A 3015-nucleotide genomic window follows, 5' to 3' on the forward strand; every position below is an offset into this window, starting at 1 on the left:
TCAGGCGGCCCGTACGCCTACCTGTGCAAGGCAGGCCACCCGCGCTTCGCGGCGATCACCAGCTGGTACCTCGTCTTCGGCTACGTCCTCGCCCTGGCGGTCTACGCCTTTACTTTCGGCCACTACGTCGCCCGCGTCTTCGGTACCGGAGACCTCGTCGCCAGGGCCGCGGCCGTCGTTGTTCTCGGGGCTTTCCTGATGATCAACATTCGGGGCATCGGCGCGTCGCGCCTCACCGAGGACTCCGTGGTGCTGGCCAAACTCGCCATCCTGGCGGCCATCGCCGGTATCGGGCTGTTCGCGTGGACGCCGCACCGGCTCAGCCCACTCACCGACACCGGCTACCTGGGCGTGTTCGTGGGAGCCGCCTCCATCTTCATCGCCTACGAGGGCTTCGAACTGCTCTCCTACGACTACGACGCCATCGAGCAGCCCACCCGGACGCTACCCAGGGCGCTCTACCTGTCGGTGCTCGTGGTCATCGCCGTCTACGTGGCCGTGACGCTGAGTTCACAGATGCTGGTCTCGGACCAGCTCGTCGTCGCCCAGCGCGAGGTGGCCTTCGCGACCGTCGGCCAGGAAGCGCTCGGCACCTTCGGGCGATGGCTGGCGACCGGGGCCGCGGTGCTGGCCACCTCGTCGGCCATCAACGCCACCCTGTTCTCCACCGCCAGGCTCGTCCGCGACCTCAGCGACGCCCGCGAACTGCCGCCCTTCCTGGGCCGGACACCCGCAGGAGTGCCCGCCAACGCCATGTGGATGCTCGCCCTGCTCGGCGCCGTCTTCGCCATGCTGCCCGGCATCAACGAACTCCTCGCCTTCGGATCGGCCACCTTCCTCGGCGTCTTCGGGCTCATCAACCACCTCCACGCCCGCACCACCGACCGCGCTCGGGAGCGGGTGCTCGGACACCTGGGGGCAGCCGCATGCGTTATCGCCATCATCGTGCTCATGGCCCAGCTCGCCGTCCACGAACCCACCACCCTGGCGCTCATCGCCGGCTGCGTCCTCGGCGTGAGCGCACTGCGACTGGTCTTCGCGAGAAACAGACCGACTGCACCGCAACAGCACTGACTCCCGAAGGCTCTGCCGTCGTGCGCCTGCAACCAATGCGGTGAGCATGCGGACCGAGGCCCCCTGGACGAGGCATGCCCGAACAGCCAGGACGCCACCTGTAGGCCATGTGGGGCGTCAGCGTTGACGTCGGCGTTGTGTTCGTCGTTCTCGGCGGTGATCCGGGCCGAGGTCTCCTCGCCGAGCTTGCCATAGCGGCCGAGGGTGCCCAGGTGCTTGTGACGGAACTTGGCCGCGTGTCCTTCGACTCCCGGATCGCAGCGACGATCTTAGCCTGAATTCACCGACGTGATGCCGAAGCCCGTTCCGGCCGGGCGAGTGGATGTGGGGGCAGTTGCGGGCATGCGGTGACCGCTGGTCTGCCCAGCTTTTCCACGGTTCGGTTCCGGTCGTGCCGTCTCGGCGGGTCGGTCAATGTTCAGGTGGTCGAGGGTGGGCTGTGGCCGATGGTGTTGGCCCACAGTCGAAGCCAGGCGGCCGACCAGGGCCAGTGCGTGGGTAGTCGCAAGATCGGTTTTCGTTGCGGTCGACACAATCGGGCGGGGAGGTTGACGATCTTGCGCCGTAGCGTCGCCCCACGGGCGCGCGAATGCCCACCACCTGCAAGAACGCCGGTGGCGCGCAGCAGATTGTGGGCGATCGCCGCGCAGAGCACCCAGGCGGAGTTTGCCCCGAACTTCCCCGACGGCATGTGTGCCAGGGGCCCGTCGATGAGGTCGGCGAAGACGGTTTCGATGATCGCGTGCCGGCGATGGGTGACATCGGCGTCGGCGGCCGGGGCGGTGGTGTTGGTAAAGAACGGGTGAAATCGCCACACCGGGAACAATGCGTCAGGGTAGCGGGCGTCTTTGACGCGGCGCACGATCAACCGGGCGGTGACCGGAGTCTTGGTCGAAGCGAAAGCGGTGTAGGTGGTTTCGGCGACCTCGGCGTCGGAGATCCACGCTCCGGTGTCGGGGTCGCGGACCGCACCGGGGTATTTCACCGGGGTCCACGCCTCGTCGGCAATCGAGTCGATCGCGCGTTGGACCGCGGTGTTCTTGGCCAGGACGAGCGAGAAGCACACTTTCGCGCGCAGGCACGCCGAGATGACCGCACGGGTGCCGTACGCGGAATCCCCGCGGACCACGAGGGCACCGGTTGCGCCCGCCGCCCGGGCGGTGACGATGGCCTGAGTAACCATCCGACCTGCACCTTTACCGGAGCCGGCTTTCCCGGCGCGCAGTCGCATGCCGGCGATGATCGGCGCGGAGTCCGCGGTGCTGAGCGTCGTCGCCAGCGGGGACAGGCCTTTGCGCAGGATCTGTTTGCCGGCGATCTTCGTGTGTCCGTAGGAGGCGCCTTGCTTGGCGTGGCCGTAGACCGGACGCAGCAGCGAGTCGATGTCGATGAACGCCCGCTCGGCGAGACCGGGCAGGATCTCGACCCGGCCGGTGAGTGCGATCAGGTGTTCGCGGAGCACGGATTCGAGCTGACGAGCATGACCGAAACTGAACTCGCGCAGTAGCGTTCCCACAGTCGAGGGTGCGTAGACGTTGCCGAACAGATGTGTCATGCCGCCCGAGCGCAGCAGGTCGATATCGTCGATGCTGTCGGCGCCTGCGCACATCCCGGCGATCAGGGTGAGCAGTTTCGGTGCCGGGTTCGCCGCTCCGGAGGCGACCTTGGTGGTGGTGATCGAAACCTTCTCCGAGAGCAGGTCCGACAGGTGGGTGTGTTCGGCCAAGGTCATCACCGGGACCAGTCCGGCGCACGAGACGAGGTTGTCCTCGTCGAACACGGCTGAGCCGTCGATGAACTTGTGGGACACTTTCACCGGAAGTGCCTTTCGTGAACTGGTGGATTTGTTGTGTGAGAACTCCAATCTTCCCAGTTCAGGGGGCACTTTCTTCAGTTCGACACGCTGCTACGCAGCTGATCCTTCGGTGGAATCAGGCTTAG

General features: G+C 66.5%; 2 protein-coding genes. One reads left to right on the top strand and one right to left on the bottom strand.

What is annotated here, in order from left to right; translation table 11 throughout:
* The coding region (locus WAW17_RS26835) for an APC family permease (protein WP_422335902.1) at positions 1-1074 on the top strand (1074 nt) is incomplete at its 5' end.
* A gap of 418 nt (positions 1075-1492) precedes the next feature.
* On the opposite strand, the gene WAW17_RS26840 is transcribed toward WAW17_RS26835, so the two are convergent.
* Positions 1493-2890: an IS1380 family transposase gene (locus WAW17_RS26840; RefSeq protein ID WP_422335903.1), complete on the bottom strand. Its 1398-nt coding sequence runs from the start codon at positions 2888-2890 to the stop codon at positions 1493-1495.
* Positions 2891-3015: the final 125 nt, after the last annotated feature.

Origin of the sequence: Rhodococcus sp. (in: high G+C Gram-positive bacteria), assembly GCF_049286785.1 — a bacterium.
GTDB lineage: Bacteria > Actinomycetota > Actinomycetes > Mycobacteriales > Mycobacteriaceae > Rhodococcus_F.